Annotated in this window: 22 protein-coding genes; 14 read left to right on the top strand and 8 right to left on the bottom strand. The window is 60.6% G+C overall.

The genetic code is table 11. The features are described from left to right. Nucleotides 1-2,116 (bottom strand): S8 family serine peptidase (locus tag AMM41_RS18640; protein ID WP_089962948.1); only part of this gene is annotated, 2,116 nt, incomplete at its 3' end. Then, nucleotides 2,113-2,352 carry a hypothetical protein gene (locus AMM41_RS18645; RefSeq protein ID WP_194944869.1) on the bottom strand — a complete coding sequence of 80 codons (240 nt, stop codon included), beginning with the start codon at nucleotides 2,350-2,352 and terminating at the stop codon, nucleotides 2,113-2,115. The genes AMM41_RS18640 and AMM41_RS18645, both read right to left, overlap by 4 nt. A gap of 117 nt (nucleotides 2,353-2,469) precedes the next feature. Here AMM41_RS18645 and AMM41_RS18650 point away from each other — a divergent pair, with 117 nt between their 5' ends. The 7 genes from AMM41_RS18650 (at nucleotide 2,470) to AMM41_RS18680 (ending at nucleotide 11,370) form a co-directional block, all read left to right on the top strand. Then, entirely contained in the window at nucleotides 2,470-3,696 is a 1,227-nt protein-coding gene (locus AMM41_RS18650; RefSeq protein WP_089962952.1) for a glycosyltransferase, read from the top strand. A gap of 501 nt (nucleotides 3,697-4,197) precedes the next feature. Next, complete coding sequence (locus tag AMM41_RS18655; RefSeq protein ID WP_089962954.1) at nucleotides 4,198-5,229, top strand: rod shape-determining protein; 1,032 nt, start codon at nucleotides 4,198-4,200, stop codon at nucleotides 5,227-5,229. Between the two features lie 16 nt (nucleotides 5,230-5,245). Next, nucleotides 5,246-6,340 (top strand): L,D-transpeptidase Cds6 family protein, encoded by a 1,095-nt coding sequence (locus tag AMM41_RS18660; protein WP_089962956.1) that lies wholly within the window; start codon nucleotides 5,246-5,248, stop codon nucleotides 6,338-6,340. A 2-nt stretch (nucleotides 6,341-6,342) separates the two neighbouring features. Further along, complete coding sequence (locus tag AMM41_RS18665) at nucleotides 6,343-6,903, top strand: YybH family protein (protein ID WP_089963081.1); 561 nt, start codon at nucleotides 6,343-6,345, stop codon at nucleotides 6,901-6,903. 5 nt (nucleotides 6,904-6,908) lie between these two features. Next, nucleotides 6,909-8,210 carry a L,D-transpeptidase family protein gene (locus AMM41_RS18670; RefSeq protein ID WP_194944870.1) on the top strand — a complete coding sequence of 434 codons (1,302 nt, stop codon included), beginning with the start codon at nucleotides 6,909-6,911 and terminating at the stop codon, nucleotides 8,208-8,210. Nucleotides 8,211-8,925: 715 nt separating this feature from the next. After that, nucleotides 8,926-9,987: a cyclase family protein gene (locus tag AMM41_RS18675; RefSeq protein ID WP_089962960.1), complete on the top strand. Its 1,062-nt coding sequence runs from the start codon at nucleotides 8,926-8,928 to the stop codon at nucleotides 9,985-9,987. Nucleotides 9,988-10,401: 414 nt separating this feature from the next. After that, nucleotides 10,402-11,370 carry a tripartite tricarboxylate transporter substrate binding protein gene (locus AMM41_RS18680; protein WP_089962961.1) on the top strand — a complete coding sequence of 323 codons (969 nt, stop codon included), beginning with the start codon at nucleotides 10,402-10,404 and terminating at the stop codon, nucleotides 11,368-11,370. 64 nt (nucleotides 11,371-11,434) lie between these two features. Here AMM41_RS18680 and AMM41_RS18685 read toward each other — a convergent pair whose 3' ends face one another. The 3 genes from AMM41_RS18685 to AMM41_RS18695 all read right to left on the bottom strand — a co-directional run bounded on the left by AMM41_RS18685 (nucleotide 11,435) and on the right by AMM41_RS18695 (nucleotide 13,314). After that, nucleotides 11,435-11,854, bottom strand: coding sequence for a hypothetical protein (locus tag AMM41_RS18685; RefSeq protein WP_089962963.1), 420 nt, complete (start codon nucleotides 11,852-11,854; stop codon nucleotides 11,435-11,437). 4 nt (nucleotides 11,855-11,858) lie between these two features. After that, on the bottom strand, nucleotides 11,859-12,425 hold the full coding sequence (locus tag AMM41_RS18690; protein WP_228769359.1) for a restriction endonuclease: 567 nt from the start codon (nucleotides 12,423-12,425) through the stop codon (nucleotides 11,859-11,861). Between the two features lie 64 nt (nucleotides 12,426-12,489). Continuing rightward, nucleotides 12,490-13,314, bottom strand: a complete 825-nt coding sequence (locus AMM41_RS18695) for a TauD/TfdA dioxygenase family protein (RefSeq protein ID WP_089962965.1) — start codon at nucleotides 13,312-13,314, stop codon at nucleotides 12,490-12,492. 111 nt (nucleotides 13,315-13,425) lie between these two features. Between AMM41_RS18695 and AMM41_RS18700 the strand changes: the two genes are divergently transcribed. Genes AMM41_RS18700 through AMM41_RS18730 form a run of 7 tightly spaced genes read left to right on the top strand, consistent with a single transcriptional unit; the run spans nucleotide 13,426 to nucleotide 20,136 of the window. Beyond that, nucleotides 13,426-14,394 carry a Bug family tripartite tricarboxylate transporter substrate binding protein gene (locus AMM41_RS18700; protein ID WP_089962967.1) on the top strand — a complete coding sequence of 323 codons (969 nt, stop codon included), beginning with the start codon at nucleotides 13,426-13,428 and terminating at the stop codon, nucleotides 14,392-14,394. 18 nt (nucleotides 14,395-14,412) lie between these two features. Then, complete coding sequence (locus tag AMM41_RS18705) at nucleotides 14,413-15,387, top strand: Bug family tripartite tricarboxylate transporter substrate binding protein (protein WP_089962969.1); 975 nt, start codon at nucleotides 14,413-14,415, stop codon at nucleotides 15,385-15,387. A gap of 3 nt (nucleotides 15,388-15,390) precedes the next feature. Beyond that, entirely contained in the window at nucleotides 15,391-15,960 is a 570-nt protein-coding gene (gene rraA / locus AMM41_RS18710; RefSeq protein WP_089962971.1) for a ribonuclease E activity regulator RraA, read from the top strand. Further along, a complete protein-coding gene (gene leuC, locus AMM41_RS18715) occupies nucleotides 15,957-17,381 on the top strand; it encodes a 3-isopropylmalate dehydratase large subunit (RefSeq protein WP_089962973.1) in 1,425 nt (474 codons plus the stop codon). The genes rraA and leuC overlap by 4 nt, the downstream gene beginning before the upstream one ends. Before the next feature lie 10 nt (nucleotides 17,382-17,391). Next, nucleotides 17,392-18,045, top strand: coding sequence for a 3-isopropylmalate dehydratase small subunit (leuD, locus tag AMM41_RS18720; protein ID WP_089962975.1), 654 nt, complete (start codon nucleotides 17,392-17,394; stop codon nucleotides 18,043-18,045). Between the two features lies 1 nt (nucleotide 18,046). Then, nucleotides 18,047-18,970 (top strand): ornithine cyclodeaminase family protein, encoded by a 924-nt coding sequence (locus AMM41_RS18725; RefSeq protein ID WP_194944871.1) that lies wholly within the window; start codon nucleotides 18,047-18,049, stop codon nucleotides 18,968-18,970. Then, nucleotides 18,967-20,136 (top strand): NAD(P)/FAD-dependent oxidoreductase, encoded by a 1,170-nt coding sequence (locus tag AMM41_RS18730; protein WP_089962979.1) that lies wholly within the window; start codon nucleotides 18,967-18,969, stop codon nucleotides 20,134-20,136. Before AMM41_RS18725 ends, AMM41_RS18730 begins: the two co-directional genes overlap by 4 nt. A 1,259-nt stretch (nucleotides 20,137-21,395) precedes the next feature. Here the strand turns inward: AMM41_RS18730 and AMM41_RS18735 are convergent. The 3 genes from AMM41_RS18735 to AMM41_RS18745 form a co-directional block, all read right to left on the bottom strand. Further along, nucleotides 21,396-21,752, bottom strand: coding sequence for a hypothetical protein (locus AMM41_RS18735; protein ID WP_089962981.1), 357 nt, complete (start codon nucleotides 21,750-21,752; stop codon nucleotides 21,396-21,398). Nucleotides 21,753-21,757: 5 nt separating this feature from the next. After that, on the bottom strand, nucleotides 21,758-22,126 hold the full coding sequence (locus AMM41_RS18740) for a glutaredoxin domain-containing protein (RefSeq protein WP_089962983.1): 369 nt from the start codon (nucleotides 22,124-22,126) through the stop codon (nucleotides 21,758-21,760). A gap of 87 nt (nucleotides 22,127-22,213) precedes the next feature. After that, complete coding sequence (locus AMM41_RS18745) at nucleotides 22,214-23,179, bottom strand: Bug family tripartite tricarboxylate transporter substrate binding protein (protein ID WP_089963087.1); 966 nt, start codon at nucleotides 23,177-23,179, stop codon at nucleotides 22,214-22,216. Nucleotides 23,180-23,253: the final 74 nt, after the last annotated feature.

Below are 23,253 nucleotides of genomic sequence, written 5' to 3' on the forward strand. Positions count from 1 at the left end.
CTTCGATCAGGTCTGCTTGCGCTGTTCCGTTGAGGGTGTCTGCCCCAGCGGTGSKYGGTGGTGGCGGTGGTGGCGGTGGTGGCGGGGGTGGTGGCGTCACCGATCCCGCGCCAGGCCCAGGACCGACCAAGGGGGGCGCAGGTGTGCCAAGCAAGGCGGTGGGGTCGAGCAGGTTTTTGTCACTGAAGGCGATGTATTCAATGCCGGTTAACCAGTCGCTGCCCTCTGCCCCCGAAACCAGGGTTTTGCCCCCCGATGTGGTGATGACATAGGCACTGGACAAGCCCTGAAAAACCGCCCAGTCCAGTCCGTCACCGCCATCCAGTGTGTCGTTGCCCAAGCCGCCAAACAAAGTGTCATCACCTTGCTGAGCCAGCAGTTGGTTGTCGAGGTTGTTGCCTTGCAGGCGGTCGTTGCCGTCGCCAGTCACGGCATTTTCTATCGCGCTGGCTATGCCAATGGTGATGAACTTCACGCCGCCCAGGGTGGAGTTGGCCCCCAAATTGAGGTCCAGCAACACATCTTGGTACAGGGCGGCACCGTTGATCCAGTCCACCCCCCCGTTGGTGTCGATCAGGTTCACCCGCTGGGTCTGGCCCGTTTGGGTCTGCAGGGTTAAAACTTCATCGGTGTAATGGTAAACGTCGTTCACATTCACGGCGGAGCCAAAACCCGTCAACGCCACCGTATTGAGCGTGCCCGTTTCGCCCAGCCCCGTGTCTTGCATGCGCAGCGACCAGGTGCCCGCCATTTGCTCGCCCCGAAGGCCATCCAGACCAAAGGCGTAAGACAGGCCCAGGTCAGAAGTCGACATCGTGCCCGTGGTGCCGTTGTAGAGGTTCATGCTGGTGCCCGACGGCGAGACCAGCTGAATGCGCAGTTGCGTCAAGTTGGCGTGCGTGAAATTGACATCCAATGAAACATGCTCCAAAGACATGTTTTGCGTCACGTTGAAGTTGTAGATCAGCGTGCCGCCATCGACCAGGGCCATGTTGGCACTGATGAGGCCGGTGCTCAATGTTTGCTCGTTGGCCGATGTTTGCGCTTGCGGCATGAACAGGCTCCAGACCTCGGCCATGCGCACGGCGTTGTAGGCGTTGACCATGCCGTAGCCATAGTCTTCGCTGTAGTGCAGTCCGCCGCCGTTCCAGTTGTTGGCCTTGTTCCAGCGCCAGCCAAAGTGTTCGGTGTTGGCCGGACCGCCATAAATGCTGCCCGTGCCAATGGCGCTCAAAGACAAAATGGCATGCACATCGCGCCAGCCCAAAAGCGGGTTGGCATCCAAAATCAGCGCCACCACCCCAGTCACAATGGGCGCAGAAGCCGAGGTGCCACCAAAGGTGTTGGTGTAATCGCCGTTCAACAGGCCGTCATAACCCACACCCAAGCCGGTCACATCGGTGGTCACCGAGCCGGCTGGGGCGCTGACCAAAATGTGCGCCCCATAGGTGGAATAACTGGCAATGTAGCCATCGGCCGCAATGGCGGCCACTGTGACGCTGTGCTGGGACGCGTCCAGTCCGTCACCGTTGCCATTGGCGTCGTAATTACCCGCCGATTTGACGGTGATGGTGCCCAAACCCTTGCGCCCAAAAACCGCTGCATTGTGAAACTTTTGAACATCGGCCAAGGTCAAAAAATTGGCCACGGCACCGTAGCTGTGGTTGGTGACATCAAAGTTCTGCAAACCGTCCAAGGTCAGCAAGTAGCGGTCCCAGTTGAGGTTGATGTCATCAGGCCCCCCAAAAATGGTGACGCTGGTGATGCTGCCGTCAAACGCGACCCCCACCCCGCCCAGGCCGTTGTTGTCTGCGGCGATCAAACCGGCCACGGCCGTGCCATGAATGTCAGCCGGGGTCAGTGGCAAGCCCGCGTTGATCTGACCGTTCACAGAGACCAAAAGCGAGCTGAAAAAATTGGCGCTCAAATCCCATTGGGTGGCTTGCACCCCAGAATCCCAAATGCCCACTCGGACACTCAAGCCCGTGTAATCGGCCCAAACCCGTTCCATGCCGACGGTGTTGTTGACCCCGGCAAAGCCCAGCTTGCCAATCATGGCCAGGTGCCACTGGGTGATGTACAGCGGGTCGGTGGGCGTTAATGTTGGAATGATCATCGCAAAGGCTCCTTGACTGAAATGTGTTCAACACGCAAGGTGGGGTAGGCCTGCATGCAGACCGACTGCGTTTCCCATCGACCTTGAAGACTCATCAAAATGCCGGGCGCAAAACCTTGCACACTCAGACCGGTCAAACTCACCAAATCTCCGCTTTCGGTGCGAAACAACGGGCACACCACGCCACCAGGCACCACGACGCCGCGCAACAAAACAGGAGATTGGGAATAGGTCATTGTAGGAAATCCGAAAAAAAACGACATCCAAACCAAGAAAAACCACTTTTTTGACATTTTTTTATTGAAAATGTATTTTTTAGCTATTTGAAGATATTGGTCATTTCAACACTTTGTATGCGCATCCTCTTCATTCACCAGAATTTTCCGGGGCAATTTCGCCATTTGGCCCCCGCCATGCAGGCGGCTGGCCACAGCGTGCGGGCCTTGGCCATACAAGGCAAAGGCTTGACGGGCGTGGACATGGTGCGGCACCAGCCCAATATGCAGCCCAGCAAAACGATTCACCCTTGGCTGGCCGAATTTGAGACCAAGCTGATCCGGGGCACCTCGGCACTTCAGGCCATGCTGGCCATGAAGCAACAAGGCTGGTACCCCGACCTGGTGGTGGCCCACCCCGCTTGGGGCGAGGCCATGTTCATCAAAGAGGTGTGGCCGCAGACCAAGGTTTTGGCATTTTTAGAGTTTTATTACAGCGCCACGGGCCGCGATGTGGGCTTTGAGCCGGGCATGCAGACCGTCAACATGGACATGCTGGCGCAGCTGCGCTTGAAAAACATGACCCACATGCTGGCTCTTGAATGCATGGACCACGGCATGGCCCCCACCCATTGGCAGCGCAGCACTTTTCCCAGCGCATGGCAAGACCGGATTGATGTGGTGTTTGACGGCATCAACACCCAAGTGGTGCGGCCCGATGCCAAGCCCCACATGCAGCTGCAACACGCCGACGGCACAGGCCACCGCATTCAGGTGGGCGACGAGGTGCTGACTTTTGTGGCGCGGCAACTCGAGCCCTACCGGGGTTACCACCAGTTCATGCGGGCTTTGCCCAAAATCCAGGCACAAAGGCCCCAAGTCATCACCTTGATCGTGGGCGGCGACGGCCACAGCTATGGCCAGGCGGCCCCTCAAGGCAGCAGCTGGAAAAACATTTACCTCAACGAAGTCAAAGACCAGCTGGACCTGTCGCGCATTTATTTTCTGGGCACTTTGGCTTATGAAAACTACCTCAAGGTCTTGCAGCTGTCGGCATGCCATGTGTATTTGACCTACCCCTTTGTGCTGTCCTGGAGCTGCGTGGAGGCCCTGAGCGCAGGCTGTGTGGTGGTGGGTTCGCGCACCGCCCCGGTGATGGAGGTGATTGAAGACGGCCACAACGGTGTGTTGGTGGATTTCTTTGACACCGAAGCCTTGGCCGACAAAGCCAGCCATGTGCTGGCCCACCCCCAGGCCTACCAAAACCTGCGCCAACGCGCCCGAGACACCGCCGTGTCGCGCTACGACCTGCACACCCAGTGCTTGCCCGCGCAACAAAAGTTGCTGACCTCTCTGGTGGCCTAAGTCCCCCATCGCCCCGGGGGCGGGGCTCCCACAAAATGCGGGGCCATCCCTCCCCTTGTGGGAGCGACGCCCTCGTCGCGATAAGCCTCGCAGACCACCACCCATCGCCCCGGGGGCGGGGCAATCCCTTGTGGGAGCGACGCCCTCGTCGCGATAAGCCTCGCAGACCACCACCCATCGCCCCGAGGGCGGGGCTCCCACAAAATGCGGGGTCATCGCCCGTATTGCTGGGCCATCACCCATATTGCTGGGCCATCCCCTCCCTTGTGGGAGCGATGCCCTCGTCGCGATCAAGCGTTGCAGACCACCACCGAACCCGATGTCAGGAAGGCTGGTCCTCACAAAAACCCGAAACGGTCTGCCTAGCCTTGTGAAGGACTCACAGGTTGTGAGGCATGAAGTGACACCTCGACTGCAAACACTTTATTTGTTGACCACGACATTGAGGATACAATTAAATTGTGATTTTTAACAAAATAATCAATTTAACTGCCTAACTCAATGTTTTCAGGATTTTTTCAACCCAAAGACATTGCGATTGATTTGGGGACTTGCAACACTTTGGTGTACGTTCGAGGACAAGGCATTGTTTTGAATGAGCCTTCGGTGGTAGCCATTCGCTCAATCGGTGGACCTTTGGGTAAAAAGTCTTTGCAGGCGGTGGGGAGCGAGGCCAAGGCGATGTTGGGCAAGGTGCCCGGCAATTTGTCTGCCATTCGCCCCATGCGCGGTGGGGTGATTGCCGATTTCGCCTTGACCGAACTGATGCTGAAGGAATTCATTCGCAAGGTGCGGCCCAAAGGGCTTTTCAGATCGCTACCCCGCATGGTGATTTGTGTGCCGTGTGGGTCGACTCAGGTTGAAAGGCGTGCCATTCGCGAGTCGGCTTTGGCCACGGGTGCCAAAGCGGTTTTTTTGCTGGAAGAGCCTTTGGCTGCGGCCTTTGGTGCGGGCATGCCCGTGACCGAGGCCACGGGCTCCATGGTGGTGGTCTTGGGTGGGGGCAGCACCGAGGTCGGCATCATCTCTTTGGCCGGCATGGTTTTCAAATCCAGCATCCGCGTGGGGGGCGACACATTTGACGAGGCCATCATGGCCCATGTGCGCCGCCATCACGGCGTGTTGATTGGTGAACACACGGCAGAAAGCATCAAGATCGCGGTGGGCGGTGCCTTGCCGTCAAAAGAAGTCTTGCAAATCGAGGTCAATGGCCGCCACATGGCCTTGGGGGTGCCCCACACCTTCACGATCACCAGCAACGAAGTCACGCAGGCGCTGACCGAGCCGCTTGGGCAAATCATTGAGTCGGTCAGAAACGCTTTGGAAAGCACGCCACCAGAGCTGGGCGCAGACATTGCCAACAAAGGCATGGTGCTGACCGGTGGGGGGGCCTTGCTGCGTGATTTGGACAAATTGTTGAGCGATGCCACCGGCGTGCCGGTGTTCATCGCTCCCGAGCCTCTGACCTGTGTCGCCCGCGGTTGTGGCATGACTTTGGAGCGCTTGAACGAACCTGCAAGGCTGTTCATTTGAGGTGGGCACTGTGCACATGAACTTGTTGATCCGTGGCTGGCTTTGTTTGGGGGTATTGCTGTGGCCTGTGACCAGCACACCCAAATCCCCTGCGCTCACGGCTTTGCTCGAGGCTGAGCCCGCATCGCTGGTGCAAGTGCGCGAGTTGATGCAGGCCGGGCGCTTGGCCGAAGCGGGGCAAGAAATCGCTCGTCAGTTGCAAAAACCCGCCCCAGACCCTCAATTTCAATTGCTGCAGTGTGTGGTCTTGGCGAACCAAAACCAAACGCCCAAAGCCATCACTTGCCTGAACGCACTGGTCAAAGCGCAGCCCGACATGCTGGAGGCCTACAACAATTTGGGCGTGCTGCACGCCAGTTTGGGGCAGCACGATGAGGCCAGGCGCTGGCTGAATTTGGCCATGCAACGCGTTCCGGCCTTGTGGACAGTGCACCAAAACATGCAAAACTTGCAGGCCGAGGTCTCGCGCAAGGCTTATGCCAGTGCACTGCAGACCGAATGGCCCTTAAAACCCGCCGCGCCCAAGCTGACTTTGTTAGCATCGACTTCGCTGAGCAGCATCGAGAAAAAACCCAAGCCGGTGGCCACCGATGCCCCAAGCCCGGCAAAAGCCACTTTGCCGCCCCCTGCGGCCGACACGGTCGCCGCAGTGCCCAGCGCTGCGCCTGCCGCAGCGGTGCCCAGCGCTGCACCTGCCCCCGCTGTGCAGGCGATCCAACCCAAGACTGCACCGGTCCAGGCCAACGAGAAAACGCCCTTGGACGAGGCCACACGCCAGCAAGTCCAAGCGGCCATCGAAGCATGGGCACAGGCCTGGAGCGCTCAAAACATGCCGCAGTATTTCGCGTCTTACACGCCGGATTTTTCAATGCCCAAAGGGCTTGGACGGGCCGCATGGGAAGCCGAGCGCACGTCGCGCATTGCGGAGCGAAAGTTTGTTCGCGTGTCCGTGCGTCAATTCAGCTTTGAGAAAGTCGGTGTCAAGGTGGTGGCCCGTTTCAGCCAGGTTTACGAGTCCGACAACATTTTTTCGACCCACCGCAAACGCCTGGATTTGGTGCGCCACGAAGGCGGCTGGAGGATTGAGCGGGAAAACGTCATCGCCCAGTGAGCATGCGCTTGAGACATTTATTCAGAACCCACACCCTGTGGCCTCGTCGGCTGGTTTTATGGAGCATTCCTTTGTGGCTGCTGCTGGCCCTTTGGTTTTATCAAAAGCCGTCGGAAAACCCCGGCGCCAGCAACTGGTTGCCGCCCATTGAGCTGAGAGAAAACATCCAGGTCACCCCCAGCTTGGCATCGGGCACCCAGCCAGACGCCCAAGAACCGGCTGTGAGTGATGACAGTGCGCTGCGTTCAGCCTTGACCCGCTGGAGTGAGACTTGGAGTGCCAGAGATGTTCCGGCCTACCTCGGTTTTTACAGTCCGGATTTTGTGCCGCCCAAAGGTCTGAGCAAAGCGGCTTGGACCCGGTTGCGCAGTGATCGGATTTCGAGCAAGCAAAGCATCCAGATTTCATTTGAAAAACTCAGACTGCAGATCAACGGGTCATGGGCCACCGTCAAGTTCACCCAGGTTTATCAGGACGAGCGCTTGCGCCGACTCGACCAAAAAACCATGGTGTGGCAAAAACGTGAGGGTCAATGGTTGATTCAAAGCGAAACTACGGATTGAGAGACATGGCTATTTGGCAACGGGTTCAAGGGACCTTTTTGAGACTGGGTTGGGGCAAGACGGGGTCACGCGTCTTGTGGATGGCGCTGCCGCTGTTGGCAGCGCTGTGGATTTTGCTGCGCTTGATCAGCGTGGATGCCGTGGCCAAATCCAGCACTGAAGGTGATTCGCACGCGAATGGCCATTCGACACCCCGCGCTGCGTGGCACACCTTGTATGAACCCAGCGAACCGCCCAAGGACGAGCCGCTCGGTCTCGCACCGGGGAGCAAGGCTGCTGCAGGTGCCAAACCCCCACGGGAAAAGCCGACAGAAAACGGTGAAACCCTGTTTTTGCAGACTTACCAGCTGTTGAATGCGGGGGAGCATGCACAAGCCATGCAGGTGGCGCAAACCATGGTTGAACGATTCCCGAACTTTCAGCTGGGGCAGTTCATTTATGCCGATCTGTTGGCCAGCCTGTCGGGGGGCTTGCCCGAGCGCGACGCTTTGTTGCAACACCCTGATGTGCGCCAACGCTTGAGCCAACTCAAAGCCGAAGCCTTGCAGCGCACACGCCACCAGGACAAGGCTTTTTTTGCCGGCCAATACCCGGCCCCTGTGCGTTATTTGTCCCCCAATGTGGCGCAGGTGGTGTTGGTGGATGCCCAAAAATCGCGTCTTTATGTGTTGGCCAACCAACGGGATGATGCAGGGAAAAGGTCGTTCAAAGTGGTCTTTGATGCCTATGTGTCCATTGGCAACAATGGCATGGGCAAATGGCGCGAAGGCGATGGCAAAACCCCGGCAGGGGTGTACTTTGTTCAAAAGCACCTGACCGATCCAATGCTGCCTGACCTGTATGGCTCAGGGGCCTTGACTTTGGACTACCCCAGCCCCATCGACAAAGAGCAAAGAAGAACGGGCTCGGGCATTTGGCTGCATGGCTCGCCCAGTCAGCAATACGCACGCCCGCCCACCGCCACCGATGGCTGTGTGGTGCTGGCCAATGACGACATGACGCGCTTGGTCCAGCTGGGGCTCAAAGCCGACACCCCCGTGGTCATTGCAGAACAACTGACTTGGCACGATGCGGCCAAGGCCCCTCACCTGAAGGCCCCACCTAAGGCCTGGCCTGAGCCAGAACAGATGCGCAAGACACCCGGCGATTGGCAGCTGATCTCGGCCTTTGAGTGGACAGACAAGCAGCAAAACGTGGCGGTATTGAGCCACGAACTGCAAACCGCCGGTCGCACCCCCAAACGCCTGCACAGTTATTGGGTGATGGAGGGCCAGCGGTGGAAAGAGGTGGGTCGCCCCGGCTCTTGATCCGGCCCGACGAAGTTTGCATCAGCGCTTGGTGTGCAGGCCCGACGCGATCACCCTCGCAGACCACCAAGAATCGCCCCGAGGGCGGGGCTCCTACAAAATGCAGGGCATTCCCCTTGTGCTGGGCATTCCCCTTGTAGGAGCGACGCCCTCGTCGCGATCACCCTCGCAGACCACCAGAAATCGCCCCGAGGGCGGGGCTCCTACAAAATGCAGGGCATCGCCCCATGGGCTGGGCATTGCCTTTGTGCTGGGCATTGCCCTTGTGCTGGGCATTCCCCTTGTAGGAGCGACGCCCTCGTCGCGATCACCCCCGCAGACCACCAAGAATCGCCCCGAGGGCGGGGCTCCTACAAAATGCAGGGCATCGCCCCGTGGGCTGGGCATTGCCTTTGTGCTGGGCATTGCCCTTGTGCTGGGCATTCCCCTTGTAGGAGCGACGCCCTCGTCGCGATCACCCCCGCAGACCACCAAGAATCGCCCCGAGGGCGGGGCTCCTACAAAATGCAAAAGATTCCCCCAATGGCGGGGCTCCCACGCTGATCGCTGTGCCCAAGACAAGCCTTTCACTTGAAACTCTCACAAAGCCAGATCAACAGCACAACAACGGTTTGAGCCCGGTTTTTAGCCGCGTATCAGAGGGTCATGCGGCGGACAGCGGTCCTTGCTGGATTTTGCGATGATGAGGTTTCAACCCCATTTCTAGGAGACCGCCATGTCCACTTCGCCCCGCTGGAAACAACGCCCACCCGGATCCAATTGGGGTGACTTTGGCCCCGATGACCAATGCGGTCGCATGAATTGGTTGACCCCCGAAAAGGTGCTGCAGGGCATGGCCGAGGTGCGCACGGGACACAGCTTCAACCTGAGCCTGCCACTGGATTTTCCGGGCGGCAATGTGCTCAACCCGCGCCGTCAGCCCCCTGTTTTGCGCCCGACTTTGCGCGAGGGCCAGCCGAACATGAACTACCAGCTGTGGTGCAGCAGCCCCGATTGCACCGACGTGATTTGCGACGATTTGGTGATCATGCATTTGCAGTACAGCACGCAGTGGGATGGTTTGGCCCATGTGGGTTCGATGTTTGACGCCAACGGCGATGGCCTGCCCGAGCCGGTTTATTACAACGGTTTCAAGGCGGGCACCGATGTCGTGGGGCCACGCAGTGCAGAGGGGGCGGGTATTTTTGGCTTTCCGGACATTGCCCGTGAATCGACCAGCCAGGCCAAGGCCTTGGGCATCGAGAAAATGTCCGAGCGCTGCGTGCAAGGGCGTGCCGTGATGATTGACCTGCATGCCCATTTGAGCAGAGAGCGGGTGCGTGTGGACTTCGACATGCTCATGGAAATCATGCGCAAAGACCAGGTGGTGGTAGAGCACGGCGACATGGTGTGCCTGCACACGGGCTTTGCGCAAATGCTGCTGGAGATGAACAAAAACCCGGACCCGCACGCCGTGGAGCATTCGTGCGCGGTGCTGGAAGGTCGCGACGACAAGTTGCTGCAATGGATCACCGATTCGGGGCTGGTGGCTTTGATTGCGGACAACTACGCGGTGGAGGGTTTGCCGTCGACACCCCAGCCGGGCAGCTGCGCGTCTTTGCCTTTGCACGAACATTGTTTATTCAAGCTGGGGGTCCATTTGGGTGAGATCTGGCACCTGACGCCTTTGGCAGAACATTTGCGTCAAGCAGGTCGCTCACGCTTTTTGCTGACAGCGCCGCCGCTGCGCCTGCCCGGAGCCATTGGCTCACCCGCCACCCCCATTGCCACGGTGTGAAAGCCCAGGCCAGGTCCGTGGGCCCACTCGGTCGCGGCCTGCCTCACTTTTTTGCAGGACCTACGCCCTCGCCGCGATACGTCTCACAGACCACCACCCATCGCCCCGAGGGCGGGGCTCCTACAAAAGGCAGGCATTCCCCTGCGCTGCGCCCCCACAAAATGCAGGGCATTCCCCTGTGCTGCGCCCCCACAAAATGCAGGGCATTCCCTTGTAGGAGCGACGCCCTCGTCGCGATCAAGCCTCGCAGACCACCAACCATCGCCCCGAGGGCGGGGCTCCCACACTCGTTGTGTACAAGACAAGCCTTTCACTTCAAACTTCACAGGGCTTACTCCCTAAGGGATTACGCTCAACGCCAAAACAGCTTAAGAGTCGATACTGCTTGTTGTTGAATTTTTGAAGGTGTTGCTCATGAAAACAAAGATCTCACACTGGGCCTGCGCGGCCGTGGTGGCTTGCTTGCCACTGCTGTCGTGGGCCCAGGCTTGGCCCAGCAAACAGCCCATCAAGCTGGTGGCGGTGTTTCCACCCGGTGGCTCGGTGGACCAGGTGGCACGCATTTTGTCGGGTCCGCTTTCTCAGCAATTGGGCCAAAGCGTGGTGGTGGAAAACAAGGGCGGTGCCTCGGGTGTGATTGGCACGGCCAGCGTGCTCAGTGCACCGGCCGATGGCTACACCTTTGCTGTGGTGTTTGACACGCATGGTGTCAACCAGAGCTTGATGGCGAGCATGCCTTATGACAGCAAAAAAGACCTGGTGCCGCTGGTGCTGGTCGGCACTTCGGCCATGATGCTGTCGACCCATGCAAGCACCGAATACAAAACATTTGCCGATGTGGTGGCTGCCGCCAAGGCCAAAAAGAACGTTTCATTTGGCACGATTGGCAACGGCAGCTTGGGCCACCTCGCCATGGCTTTGCTGGCCAAAAACGGAGGCATGGAGTTCAACCATGTGCCCTTCAAGGGCGGCGGCCCTTTGATGAACGATGCCATTGCCGGGCACATTCCCCTGACCATGAGCACGGTTTTCCTGAACAAGCCACACATCGACAGCAAGCGCTTGCGGCCGCTGGCTGTCACTTCGGCCAAGCGGGTGGCTGATTTTCCGGATGTGCCCACCATTGCCGAAGCGGGCTTTGCCGGCTTTGAGGCTCCGGCTTGGTGGGCTGTGCTGGCCTCGGCCAAAACCCCGCCCGAGATTGTCAAGCGCATGAACGAAGAGCTGAACAAGGCCTTGGCCAACCCGGATGTGTCCAAGCGCCTGGTGGCCCAAGGCATCGAAATTTCAGGCGGCAGCGTCGAAAAAGCCAAAACCTTCATCGATGGCCAGATCGACACCTGGGCCAAGGTGGTGCGCGAGAACGGCATCAAGGCCGATTGAGTGCTGACCCGACAGGTGCTCATCCACCCGTCGGGGCTCAATGCCTGGCCTGTACCTTCACGGCCTACAACTTGGGGGTCTCGACCACCAAGTTGGGCTGCAGCGCACGCACGCGGTGGTCCACGTAGTAGCCGCCAAATTCGGTGTACTTGAGCAACACGTGTTGGCATTGGCTGCAGGCCAAGACATCGCAGCGGTTGTAGGGAAAAAACCGTGGCGCGATCGGCGCGTTGGGCGATTCGTAACGCGTGCCATTCGGGTGAAACTCTTCAAACGTCGGCTCCGCGTCTGCCCCTGCATAGGGATCGGCGGGCGCTGAACGCAAAGTGCCCAGGCGGTTCATTTGCGCTGCAGGCCAGCGGTCTTCGGTGATGCTTTCCCACCCGGTGCAGGCACCCACAGCGCAGGTGCAGGCCTTGGGGGCTGAGGCTTCGCCCAAAGCCTTGAGGGCTTGGGCATCGAGGATGGGGTGTTCAGCGGTCATGGGCTCACAAGGTTTTGAAGGTGTCGGCAGTCAAAACGACCAGATCGCCATTCGAGATGAGCGTGATGCGGTTTTGGGCTGCAAATTCACGGGCCTTGGCACTGACTTGGCCAAGGGTGATGCACACGCTGTTGGACGCTTGCAGGCGATCGCGCTCAGCCACCAGTTCGCGCAAGGGTTCAATCCCCAAGTTGGCGGCCTTCCAGCGCTTGGCACTGACCACGGTCAGCACGCCTTTTTTCTCCAATTGCAGGTCACAGGGACCTTTCAGCGGCAATACGCTGTAGCCCTGGCGGGTGAATGCGGTGTCCAGAAGGGCAGAAAAGTCACGCCAATTCATGGTCGCCAGTGTTTGCAAGACCTGTTCGGTCTCGGCTGCAGTGGGCAAATTGCGCTGACGCCAAAGGGCCATGCAACCGATCACAAAAAACGGAAAGCCCCCCAACATGCCCACGCCCTTGTACTGCTCAGGCAACAAGGCCCCGGCCACCAAGGCGATGACGGCCACCAACACAAAGCTGATCCACCATGGCGAGCGCAGCAGCACCGCAAACAATGATTTCTCGGACATCTTGAATTTCACACGCACTCCCAGTCGATCAAAAAAGCGACCCGCATGGCCGCCTTGCACATTATCAAACGGGTGTGTCGCCCGCCAGCGTGATGCGGTGCATCACCCGGCGAAAACCGTGGTAATCGTTGACGGGGTTGTGCTGGGTGCAGCGGTTGTCCCACACGGCCAGCGAATGGGCTTGCCACACAAAACGGCAGGTGAACTCGGGCTTGACCTGGTGCTGAAACAGGAAGTTGAGGATGGGCGTGCTTTCGGCTTCGGTCATGCCCACAATGCCCGAGGTGTGGGCGACGTTGACATACAAAGCTTTACGCCCGGTTTCGGGGTGCGTTCGCACCAGCGGGTGGTGGGCCTGGTACTCTTTGGGGGCACTGTCCTTGCCGTCACTTTTGATGCGGTCTTCGCGGGTTTTGGACACGTCGGCTTTGGCCGAGCTGCTGATGCCCACGAGGCCATCTAGCAGCGATTTCATGGTGTCAGACAGCGTGTCCCAAGCCATGTACTGGTTGGCAAACAGGGTGTCACCGCCGTAGGGTGGCACTTCTTTGGCCAGCAGCATCGAGCCCATGGGGGGCTGTTCGAGGTAAGTGGTGTCGGAGTGCCAGATGCCGCCGAAATTGACCTTTTCATGCTCGAGCTTTTTCACCTCGATGACACAAGGAAAGCCGTCCAAGCCTTTGACAAAAGGGTATTCGACCGGCTGGCCCAGGGTGTGTGCAAAGCGCATGAACTGATCGGGCGAGAGGTCCTGCCCACGAAAGAAAATGACTTGATGCTGCATCAAGGCGGCGCGGATGTCTTGTTGCACATCTGCAGACAGGGGCTGGGTCAGATCGACCCCGTGCAGCTCGGCGCCCAAGGCACCTGCAATTTGGCGAATGATCATGATTTCATTGTGTCACGGGCCTTGGGTAAACCCCGATCGATTTTGTCCGACGCGAGACAAGCGCGGGTGGCCCTTCGTGTCATTCTTGACCTCTTGTTTTCTGGAGCTGAGATGCTGAACCGTCGATTGAATTTACTGGCCTTGGCTGTGGGTCTGTGCATGGGCCAAAGCGCTGTGTTGGCGCAAGAGTTTTTATCCAAGCCTGTGCGCATTGTGGTGCCACAAACGCCGGGCGGTGCGTCGGATGCCTTGGCCCGCATCGTGGGTCAAAAGTTGAGCGAAAAATGGGGCCAGTCGGTGGTGATCGAGAACCGCGCGGGTGCAGGCGGCAACGTGGGCATGGAGCATGTGGCACAAGCCGCGGCCGATGGCCACACCTTGCTGATGAGCTATGCAGGATCGCACGCCATCAACGCGGCTTTGTACAAAAAACTGCCCTTCGACCCCGAAAAAGATTTTGAGCCTGTGGCCACTTTGGCCACCCTGCCCTTTGTGCTGGTGGTGCGCCCGGACTCGCCGGTCAAAAGCATCAAGGATCTGGCAGAGCAAGGCCAACGCACACCCTTGACGTTTGGCTCGGCGGGCAATGGCTCGGTCAACCATTTGCTGGGCGTCATGTTCAATGCCGCCGCCAACACCAAGCTCGAACACATTCCTTACCGGGGCGCAGCGCCCGCCATGCAAGATCTGATGGGCGGGCAGATCAACATGGTGTTCACCAGTTTGCCATCGGTCTCCGGGGCCATCAAAAGCGGCACGCTGCGCCCAGTGGCGGTGACCAGTGCGGTGCGCTCGGGCAACTTCCCCAACATCCCCAGCATTGCCGAGGGGGGCTTCAAAGAGTTTGACGTGTCCCCTTGGTTCGGCCTGTTTGCCCCGGCCAAAACCCCGGCTGCGGTGGTGCGCCGCATCAACCAGGATGTGCAAGAGGTGCTGAAAAACAAGGACGTGATCGAGCGCTTCAATGCGCAAGGCGCCGATGTGCTGATCACCCAACCCGCCGAGTTTGCCGGCATGCTGAAAAAAGACCTGGCCAAGTGGGCCGTGGTGGTCAAGGCTTCAGGCGCACAGATTGACTGACCCCAACAGAGATAACTCATGAACCTGAACAAAATTTCTCGCCGCACCGCCGTGGCTTTGGCCCTGTGCCTGAGCACCGGCGCATTTGCCCAGAACTGGCCCGACAAACCCATCCGCATCGTGGTGGGTTTTGCGCCCGGTGGGTTCACCGATGTGCTGGCACGCACCATTGGCCAAAAGCTGCAAGAGCGGCTGGGGCAGTCGGTGGTGGTGGACAACAAGGCCGGTGCTGCGGGCACCGTGGGCGCTGACATCGTGGCCAAGGCCCGGCCCGATGGCTACACCCTGCTGTTGGGCCACAGCAACTCCAATTCGGTGGCTCCTGCGCTCTACCCCAAGCTGCCTTATGACGTGGTGAAAGATTTCACGCCCATCATCCGCGTGGCGTCCACGCCTTTGCTGTTGACCGTCAACCCGGGCGTGCCGGCCACCGATGTGCGCTCGTTTGTGGCGCTGGCCAAACAAAAGCCCATGGGCCTGAGCTTTGCGTCGTCGGGCAGTGGCAGTGCGCAGCACTTGGCGGCGGCCCGCTTCATGCTCGCCACCCAGACGCAGATGAACCACATTCCCTACAAGGGCAGCGGTCAGGCGATTGTGGATTTGCTGTCGGGCCAGGTGAATCTGAACTTTGAAAGCCCGCCCAATGTGTTGCCGCACTACCAGGCGGGCAAGCTGCGCGTGCTGGCCATCACCAGCGAAAAACGCTCGCCCCTGATGCCCAATGTGCCCACCCTGGCCGAAGCCGGTGTGCCCAACGCCGAGATGCTGCAGTGGTTTGCCGTGTTGGGCCCGGCCAAGTTGCCCGCCGACATCACCCGGCGCTTGAACACCGAAATCGCCGCCATTTTGAAGCTGCCCGATGTGGCCGAAAAAATCGCCTCGCAAGGTGGTGAAATCATTGGCGGCACGCCCGAGTCGTTTGCGGCCTTCATTCCCGAAGACAGCGCGTCCTGGGCCAAGTTGGTCAAGGACGCCAATGTGCGCATGGACTGAGCCATGAGCCCCATCCCCAAAACCACCGACCTGTGTGATGCCTGTGATGAAGCACAAGCCTGCGCCGTGCTGTTTCAAAGTTACGGCCTGCGCCGGGCCTTCACTGGCCCCATGCGCACCCTGCGCATCCACGAAGACATTGGCCTGATGCGCGACACCGTGAGCCAGCCGGGCTTGGGCCAGGTGCTGGTGATCGATGGCGGAGGCTCGGTAGCGCGGGCCTTGTTTGGCGACGTGATGGCCGATTTGGCCTCGCGCAACGGCTGGGCAGGGGTGGTCATTCATGGTGTGGTGCGTGATGCCAATGAACTGAACGGCATTGACATTGGCGTGAAAGCCTTGGGCACGGTGCCCAAACGCGGCAGCCGCACCGGTGCGGGCGAGCGCGATGTGCCAGTGCATTTTGGGGGCGTGACCTTCACGCCCGGTGACCATGTCGTGGTCGATGCCGATGGTGTGATCGTGCTGCCCACGGGCCTGACGGCGGCCACCATTGCCGTGGACGATGTGGTCGCGGCCACGGCCGCTTATGCGGCGGGCAGCGCCTCATTGCCCACATCACCGCCCGCATGACGGGGCGCACCCTGTACCAGCGCATCGTGGATGCGCACACGGTGCGGCCTCTGGGCAACAGCGGGCAAATCTTGCTGTACGTGGACCGGCAGGTGCTCAACGAATACACCAGCCCGCAGGCTTTTGCGGCCTTGCACGCACAAGGGCGTCCCGTCTGGCGACCCGCGTCCACCCTGGCGGTGGTGGACCATGTGAACGCCACCACACCGGTGCGCAACGCCCGCACCATGGTGCTCCTTGATGCCGGCCGCGCTCGTCAAGTCAGCACGCTGGCACACAACTGTGCACGGCACGGCATTGAGCTGTTTGACATGCTCGACGCTCGCCAGGGCATTGAACATGTGGTGGCCAGCGAGCAAGGTTGGGTGCTGCCCGGCATGGTGATGGCGGCCGGAGACAGCCACACCACCACCCACGGGGCCATGGGCGCTTTGGGTTTTGGCATTGGCAGCAGCGAGATCGAACACCTGCTGGCCACCCAAACGCTGATTTACCGCCCACAAAAAAACATGCGTGTGACGGTGCACGGCCAGCTGCCGCCCGGCGTCACGGCCAAAGACCTGGTGCTGAGCCTGATTGCACACATTGGGGCCGATGGGGCGTCGGGCCATGTGATCGAGTACGCGGGAGAGGCCATTCGCGCCATGGGCGTGGAAGGCCGCTTGACGCTGTGCAACATGAGCGTGGAAGCTGCTGCGCGGGGAGCCATCGTGGCCCCGGACGATGCCCTGTTTGATTATTTGCACGGTCGCCCGCGCGTGCCACAAGGCGCACAGTGGGATGCAGCAGTCGCGCAGTGGCGTTTGATGCGCAGCGACGACGGGGCGGTATTTGACCAAGAAGTCAGTCTGGACGCCCGCACCTTGGCCCCGCGCGTGACCTGGGGCACCAGCCCGGACCAAGGCATGCCCATCGACGGCGTGGTGCCCGACCCGGCGCTGGAGGCCGACCTGCAACGCCGACAAGGCATGCAACGCGCCTTGGCCTACATGGATTTGCAGCCCGGCCAACGCCTGCAAGGCTTGCCCATCAGCCACGCGTTCATTGGCTCGTGCACCAACAGCCGCATCGACGACCTGCGCGATGCGGCGCGTTTTTTGAAAGGCCGCCGTGTCGCACCCGGCGTGCGGGCCTTGGTGGTGCCCGGCTCCTCGATGGTGCGTGCGCAGGCCGATGCTGAAGGCCTGGGACGCATTTTTGAAGAGGCTGGTTTTGAATGGCGGCAGGCGGGTTGCTCGATGTGTGTGGCCATGAATGAAGACCACTTGAACGCCGGGGACCGCTGCGCCTCCAGCACCAACCGCAATTTTGAGGGTCGCCAGGGCCCGGGCGCACGCACCCACCTGATGAGCCCGGCCATGGTGGCGGCGGCGGCCGTGACCGGGGCCTTGACCGATCTGCGCACCCTGCCCTGCCACTGAAAGCGATGGGATGAATTCAGCCTTTCCAGCCGTCACCCGCCTCTCGGGTTGCGCCGCCGCCCTGCCCTTGCCGCATGTGGACACCGACCAGATCATGCCCAAGCAGTTCCTCAAGGGCATTGACCGGCAAGGCCTGGCTCAGGGCTTTTTGCACGACATGCGTTTTGATGGCTCGGGCCAGATGCGCCCTGACTTTGTCTTGAACCAGGCCCCTTGGAGCGAGGCGCATTTTCTGGTCACAGGCCCCAATTTTGGTTGTGGCTCCAGCCGCGAACACGCGGTGTGGGGCCTGCGCGAGCTGGGTATCCGCTGTGTGCTGGGCACCAGCTTTGGCGGGATTTTCAGCGACAACTGCATGCGCAACGGCGTGCCTGCGCTGGTGTTGCCCGCCTTTGAAGTGGACCGACTGATGGCCCTGGCCCAAGACCCACAGCGCTGCAGCCTCACTTTGGATTTGCCCACACAAAGCTTGTACACCGCAGGCGACGGGCAGACGCTGCACTTTGACATCGACCCTTTGCACAAAGAAATGCTGCTGCGTGGTCTGGATGCGGTGGGCATGAGCCTGACCCATGCGCAGGCCATTCGTGATTTCGAAACCCGGTATCTGGCGGCCACCCCATGGGTGTTGCCCCCTCAGGCAAATCCTCCCCAAGAGAATTGACATGGTCCATTACTTTGACGAAACCCGTGTTCAGCAACTGTTGAGCGTGCCCGATTTGCTGCAAGGCGTGCGCGAGGCCCTGGTCGCCTTGACACTGGGCCAAGTGGTGCAGCCGCTGCGCATGGTCATGCCCATAGGCGATGCATCGGCAGATGGCTTGTTGTTTTTGAAGCCCGCGCAGCTGGGCGACGCCCTGAGCACCAAGCTCATCACCCTGGTGCCGGGCAATGCGCAAAAGGGCTTGCCCACGCTGCTCAGCACCATTGTGCTGATGGACCCGGCCACGGGCAAAACCTTGGCCGTGATGGAGGGCAACACCATCACCGCCATGCGCACGGCAGCGGCCTCTGCCGTGGCGGCCGACGCGCTGGTGCCACGCACCCCGCAAGTGGTGGCCATGCTGGGCAGCGGCGTGCTGGCCCGCAGCCACGCGCAAATGCTGCGGGCCGTGCGCGAGGTGTCCGAAATTCGCGTATGGAGCCCCAACGCAGCCAACGCGCAGCAGTGCGCACACGACATTGGCGGCGTGGCTTGCGCCAGCGCCGAAGGCGCCGTGCGCGGCGCTGACATCGTGTGCACCGTGACCAATGCCAGCGAACCCGTGCTGCACGGCGCTTGGCTCAAGCCCGGGGCCTTTGTGGCAGCCGTGGGTGCGCCCCGCCCCACTTGGCGCGAGCTGGACGACGCGGCCATGGCCCACTGGGTGGTGGCCGATCAGCGCGAAGCGGCCGAAAAAGAATCGGGCGATGTGATGCTCTCGGGTGCCAGGGTCGCGGCCGAAATCGGGGAGGTGTTGTGCGGTCGCGTGGCACCCCCGCCAGCAGGCACCACCGTCATTTTCAAATCGCTGGGCCAGGCGGTGGAAGACACGGTGGCGGCACGGCTGGTGTACCGGGCGGCTTTGGCCGAAGGCGCTCGCCCATGAGCCGCGCCGATGTGGTGATTGTGGGCAGCGGCGTGATGGGCGCGGCCACGGCCTATTGGCTGACCCGCTTGCAGCCTGGCTTAAAAGTCACGCTGGTCGAGTCGGACACACGCTACGAAAAAGCCTCCTCGTCGCTGTCGGCCAGCTCGATCCGCCAGCAATTCACCTGCCCCGTCAACATCCGCTTGAGCCAGTTCGGCATCGGGTTTTTACGCGAAGCGGAGCAACACCTGGGTCTGCCCGACCACCCGGTGGCGCTGGGCTTGCAAGAGCCCGGCTATTTGTATTTGGCCCAGCCCGAGCAAACGGCCGCCTTGCACACCGCGCATCAAATTCAAAAACAGGCCGGTGCCGATGTGGCTTTGCTGACACCCGAAGCCCTGCGCCAGCGTTACCCCTGGCTGAATGTGGACGATGTGGCGCTGGGCAGCTTGGGCCTGAGTGGCGAGGGTTGGTTTGACGGCCCGGCCCTGCATCAAGCGTTCTTGAAAAAAGCCATGGCGCAGGGCGTGCAGCGCCTGCACGACCGGGTGGTGGGCCTGGACCACACGGCCACACAGATCACGGGGGTACGCCTGGCCAGTGGCGGCAGTTTGGGCTGCGCTCAGGTGGTCAACGCTGCAGGGGCCTGGGGCGGCGAAGTGGCGGCCATGGCCGGGGTGCAGTTGCCGGTGGTGGGGGCCAGGCGCACGGTGTTTGTGCTGTCTTGCCCCGAGCCCTTGACCCTGTGCCCTTTGCTGATCGACCCCACGGGTTGGTGGCTGCGCCCGGAGGGACGGTTTTTGATCAGCGGATCAGAGCCCACACGAACCGAGCCCGGCTTGCCGCTGGAGCCTGACTGGGCCGAATGGAACGACGAACAATGGGCTTCGCTGGCCCACCGCATTCCGGCGCTGGCTGCACTGCGGGTCGAGCGGGCCTGGGCAGGTTATTACGAGATGAACACCTTCGATCACAACGCCGTGATCGGCCCGCACCCTGAGTTGCGCAACTTGTATTTCATCAACGGATTTTCTGGCCACGGCATGCAGCATGCGGCTGGAGCCGGTTTGGCGCTGGCCGAGTGCATGCTGCAATGGCCATCACCAACCATCGACGTGCAAGAACTCGGATTTGAGCGTCTGGCGCAAAACCGCCCGCTGCGCGAGTTGGCGGTCATCGGTTAAGCAACCCTGCCACGCCATTTGTAGGAGCCCCGCCCCCGGGGCGATCCGTGGTGGTCTGTGATGACTTTTTCGCGGCGAGGGCGCCGCTCCCACAACCAGCTTGTCGGTTCAGCAAACAGACCTGCCACGCCATTTGTAGGATCCCCGCCCCCGGGGCGATCCGTGGTGGTCTGTGATGGTTTTCGCGGCGAGGCTGCCGCTCCCACAACAAGCTTGCCGGTTCAGCAAACAGCCCTGCCACGCCATTTGTAGGAGCCCCGCCCCCGGGGCGATCCGTGGTGGTCTGTGATGGTTTTTCGCGGCGAGGGCGCCGCTCCCACAACCAGCTTGTCGGTTCAGCAAGCAGCCCTGCCACGCCATTTGTAGGAGCCCCGCCCCCGGGGCGATCCGTGGTGGTCTGTGATGACTTTTTCGCGGCGAGGGCGCCGCTTCCACAACAAGCTTGTCGGTTCAGCAAGCAGCCCTGTCAAGCCATTTGTAGGAGCCCCGCCCCCGGGGCGATCCGTGGTGGTCTGTTCTGGTTTTTTCGCGGCGAGGGCGCCGCTCCCACAACCAGCTTCTCGGTTCAGCAAGCAGGCCTGTCAAGCCATTTGTAGGAGCCCCGCCCCCGGGGCGATCCGTGGTGGTCTGTTCTGGTTTTTTCGCGGCGAGGGCGCCGCTCCCACAACCAGCTTGTCGGTTCAGCAAGCAGGCCTGTCAAGCCATTTGTAGGAGCCCCGCCCCCGGGGCGATCCGTGGTGGTCTGTGATGGTTTTTTCGCGGCGAGGGTGCCGCTCCCACAACAAGCTTGTCGGTTCAGCAAGCCGCCCTGCCACGCCATTTGTAGGAGCCCCGCCCCCGGGGCGATCCGTGGTGGTCTGTGATGACTTTTTCGCGGCGAGGGCGCCGCTCCCACAACAAGCTTGTCGGTTCAGCAAGCCGCCCTGCCACGCCATTTGTAGGAGCCCCGCCCCCGGGGCGATCCGTGGTGGTCTGTGATGGTTTTTTCGCGGCGAGGGCGCCGCTCCCAAATCATGTTTGTCGTTTCTGTAAGCAGGCCTGCCACGCCATTTGTAGGAGCCCCGCCCCCGGGGCGATCCGTGGTGGTCTGTGATGGTTTTTTCGCGGCGAGGGCGCCGCTCCCACAACAAGCTTGTCGGTTCAGCAAGCAGCCCTGCCACACCATTTGTAGGAGCCCCGCCCCCCGGGGCGATCCGTGGTGGTTTTTTCGCGGCGAGGGCGCCGTACCTGCAGGGCCTGTCCAATGCGTTGGGCTGGCATCAAGGACTGTCTTCGCGGGCCTCGATCTGCAGGCGTTGCACCACAGCGCCACGTGTGTCCGCCACAGCGCGGATGCGAAGGGCGGGGCCGGCTTCGAGCACGACACGGCAGTGGTAATCGAGCCCATCGGTTTGCCCCGGGCAGTTGCTGGCGATGCGGCGTTGCCACTGCTGCTTGCCATCGATCTCCAGCGTCAATGCGTGCCAAGCCTCGGCATTCTCTTCGGGCACGCGCACCAGCAAGCTCACATCGATGTCAAACGTGCGGGGCCGCTTCAACGCCCCGGGAATGTTGAGCACGGCCACCGCATCGCGCACCTCGGTACGCCACAACTCGGGTTTTGCCATTGCGGCCATCTCACTCAGGCTTTGAGCAAGGTCTGGAGTTCGCCGCTGTCGATCAAGCGGCGCAGGTCATCGGCGCCACCGACCAAGGTGCCACGCACAAAGACCATTGGGAAAGTGGGCCAGCCGGTCCACATCTTCAGGGCATTGCGCAAGCGCCATTGCGAGAAATAACTGCCGAACTCGATGTACTCGTGCGCCACCCCCGCTGCGGTCAGTGCTTTGCGGGCCTTGCTGACATAAGGGTTGCCCGACAAGCCGACCACCACCACTGGGTGCTGGGCGATGGCGGTTTGCACCCGTGTAATGACGGGCAGATGGTGTTCGGAAACGCGTTGGCGAATGGCCGGGTGAATGGCCGATTCATCGAGAAGTGGTCTGGTCATGAGGGTCCTTGGTGGATCGCCATCATAGTCATGTCAAGCCACGTTGGGCATGAATGCACCCACTTTGGCCTGCACACTGGGGACGGATCAATCCACCTTGGCACCCGATTCTTTGACGATGCGCGACCAACGCACCAGATCATCGCGCACGATCGCAGCGAGTTGCTCTGAGGTGCCCTTGAAAGGTTCACAACCTAAAGTGGCCAGACGATCCCGCGCATCGGCGCTGTCCAAGGCTTTGGAGACTTCGTTTTGCACAAACTGCACCAAGTCTTTGGGAGTGCCAGCGGGGGCAAACATGCCATACCAAGGAGTGGCACCGAAACCTTTGACGGTTTCGCCAATGGTGGGTGCATCGGGCAAGGCTGCGACGCGTTTTTCATTCACCACACCCAACACCTTGAGTTTGCCTGCACGCACAAATGCGATCGATGAAGGCATGCTTTGCACGGACAAAGGCACTTGCCCACTGACCACATCGGTGGCCGCCGCAGCCGCGCCTTTGTAGGGAATGTGCTGGAGCTTGATGTCGGTGGCTTTTTGCAGCATTTCACCAATCAGGTGGTTGAGCGTGCCGTTGCCGGCAGAGGCAATCGCAAATTTGCCAGGATTGGCCTTGGCTTGAGCGATCAACTCCGACATGTTGTTGGCCGGAAATGAGGGATTGGCCACCAGCACGTAGCCCGCACGGGCCAGGGGGGCCACGGGTTCAAAGTCCTTGACCGGGTCAAAACCTGTGCGTTGGTACAAAAACGGGTTGATGACCTGCGCACTGTCGGCCGTGATCATGAGCGTGTAGCCGTCGGGCTTGGCCTTGGCCGCAGCCGCAGTGCCCACATTACCGCCTGCGCCCGCCCTGTTTTCGACCACAAAGGATTGCCCTGTTTGCTCGGTCAGTTTTTGAGCCACCACGCGGGCAATGGCGTCATTGGCACCCCCTGCGGCCTGCGGCACGATGATGGTGACAGGTTTGTTCGGGTATTTTTCTTGGGCCCACACGCTGCCCCACAATGAAAAACTGGCTGCCAAAGCAATGAGGATGGATTGACGCATGAGAAATTCCGTGTATTTGAATTCCCCGATTTTTGACTGCAAAACACAGTCTGCAAGCAGTAAAAACCCTCGGA

This window comes from Limnohabitans sp. 2KL-3 (genome assembly GCF_001269405.1).
Taxonomy (GTDB): domain Bacteria; phylum Pseudomonadota; class Gammaproteobacteria; order Burkholderiales; family Burkholderiaceae_C; genus Limnohabitans_A.

Bases quoted from the DNA above. Each gene is read 5' to 3' on its own strand.
- AMM41_RS18645 (WP_194944869.1), bottom strand. From the start codon at position 2,352: ATGACCTATTCCCAATCTCCTGTTTTGTTGCGCGGCGTCGTGGTGCCT.
- AMM41_RS18650 (WP_089962952.1), top strand. From the start codon at position 2,470: ATGCGCATCCTCTTCATTCACCAGAATTTTCCGGGGCAATTTCGCCAT.
- AMM41_RS18655 (WP_089962954.1), top strand. From the start codon at position 4,198: ATGTTTTCAGGATTTTTTCAACCCAAAGACATTGCGATTGATTTGGGG.
- AMM41_RS18660 (WP_089962956.1), top strand. From the start codon at position 5,246: ATGAACTTGTTGATCCGTGGCTGGCTTTGTTTGGGGGTATTGCTGTGG.
- AMM41_RS18665 (WP_089963081.1), top strand. From the start codon at position 6,343: ATGCGCTTGAGACATTTATTCAGAACCCACACCCTGTGGCCTCGTCGG.
- AMM41_RS18670 (WP_194944870.1), top strand. From the start codon at position 6,909: ATGGCTATTTGGCAACGGGTTCAAGGGACCTTTTTGAGACTGGGTTGG.
- AMM41_RS18675 (WP_089962960.1), top strand. From the start codon at position 8,926: ATGTCCACTTCGCCCCGCTGGAAACAACGCCCACCCGGATCCAATTGG.
- AMM41_RS18680 (WP_089962961.1), top strand. From the start codon at position 10,402: ATGAAAACAAAGATCTCACACTGGGCCTGCGCGGCCGTGGTGGCTTGC.
- AMM41_RS18685 (WP_089962963.1), bottom strand. From the start codon at position 11,854: ATGACCGCTGAACACCCCATCCTCGATGCCCAAGCCCTCAAGGCTTTG.
- AMM41_RS18690 (WP_228769359.1), bottom strand. From the start codon at position 12,425: ATGTCCGAGAAATCATTGTTTGCGGTGCTGCTGCGCTCGCCATGGTGG.
- AMM41_RS18695 (WP_089962965.1), bottom strand. From the start codon at position 13,314: ATGATCATTCGCCAAATTGCAGGTGCCTTGGGCGCCGAGCTGCACGGG.
- AMM41_RS18700 (WP_089962967.1), top strand. From the start codon at position 13,426: ATGCTGAACCGTCGATTGAATTTACTGGCCTTGGCTGTGGGTCTGTGC.
- AMM41_RS18705 (WP_089962969.1), top strand. From the start codon at position 14,413: ATGAACCTGAACAAAATTTCTCGCCGCACCGCCGTGGCTTTGGCCCTG.
- rraA (WP_089962971.1), top strand. From the start codon at position 15,391: ATGAGCCCCATCCCCAAAACCACCGACCTGTGTGATGCCTGTGATGAA.
- leuC (WP_089962973.1), top strand. From the start codon at position 15,957: ATGACGGGGCGCACCCTGTACCAGCGCATCGTGGATGCGCACACGGTG.
- leuD (WP_089962975.1), top strand. From the start codon at position 17,392: ATGAATTCAGCCTTTCCAGCCGTCACCCGCCTCTCGGGTTGCGCCGCC.
- AMM41_RS18725 (WP_194944871.1), top strand. From the start codon at position 18,047: ATGGTCCATTACTTTGACGAAACCCGTGTTCAGCAACTGTTGAGCGTG.
- AMM41_RS18730 (WP_089962979.1), top strand. From the start codon at position 18,967: ATGAGCCGCGCCGATGTGGTGATTGTGGGCAGCGGCGTGATGGGCGCG.
- AMM41_RS18735 (WP_089962981.1), bottom strand. From the start codon at position 21,752: ATGGCCGCAATGGCAAAACCCGAGTTGTGGCGTACCGAGGTGCGCGAT.
- AMM41_RS18740 (WP_089962983.1), bottom strand. From the start codon at position 22,126: ATGACCAGACCACTTCTCGATGAATCGGCCATTCACCCGGCCATTCGC.
- AMM41_RS18745 (WP_089963087.1), bottom strand. From the start codon at position 23,179: ATGCGTCAATCCATCCTCATTGCTTTGGCAGCCAGTTTTTCATTGTGG.